Origin of the sequence: Lacrimispora sp. 210928-DFI.3.58 (assembly GCF_020554865.1) — a bacterium.
In the GTDB taxonomy this organism is placed as follows: Bacteria; Bacillota; Clostridia; order Lachnospirales; family Lachnospiraceae; genus Enterocloster.
The window spans coordinates 1-227 of record NZ_JAJCIC010000145.1; the positions used below are offsets into that span (position 1 = coordinate 1).

Annotated in this window: 1 pseudogene; it reads right to left on the reverse strand. The window is 55.9% G+C overall.

Annotation, left to right across the window (positions count from 1 at the left end):
- A pseudogene (locus LIZ87_RS23120) lies at positions 1-227 on the reverse strand (recombinase family protein); the annotation flags it as partial.

The window sequence follows — 227 nt, forward strand, 5'->3', positions numbered from 1 at the left end:
CTCAATCCGTTCCTCGTCCCTTGTAAGGGAGCGTTCCATTGCTTCCCGCTGTTCCCGCTGCTCGGCTTCACAGGTATTAGTCAGGCGGTCGGCAACCGCTTTCCCGTCCATCAGGGCAGCTCTGGCACATTCCCGGATTTTTCGCAGCACATGGCTGTAAAGGGTGTCATAGTCAATCCGGTGCTGGGTGCAGTGGTTCTTTCCAAAGGCATTGTAGGTCTTGCAGG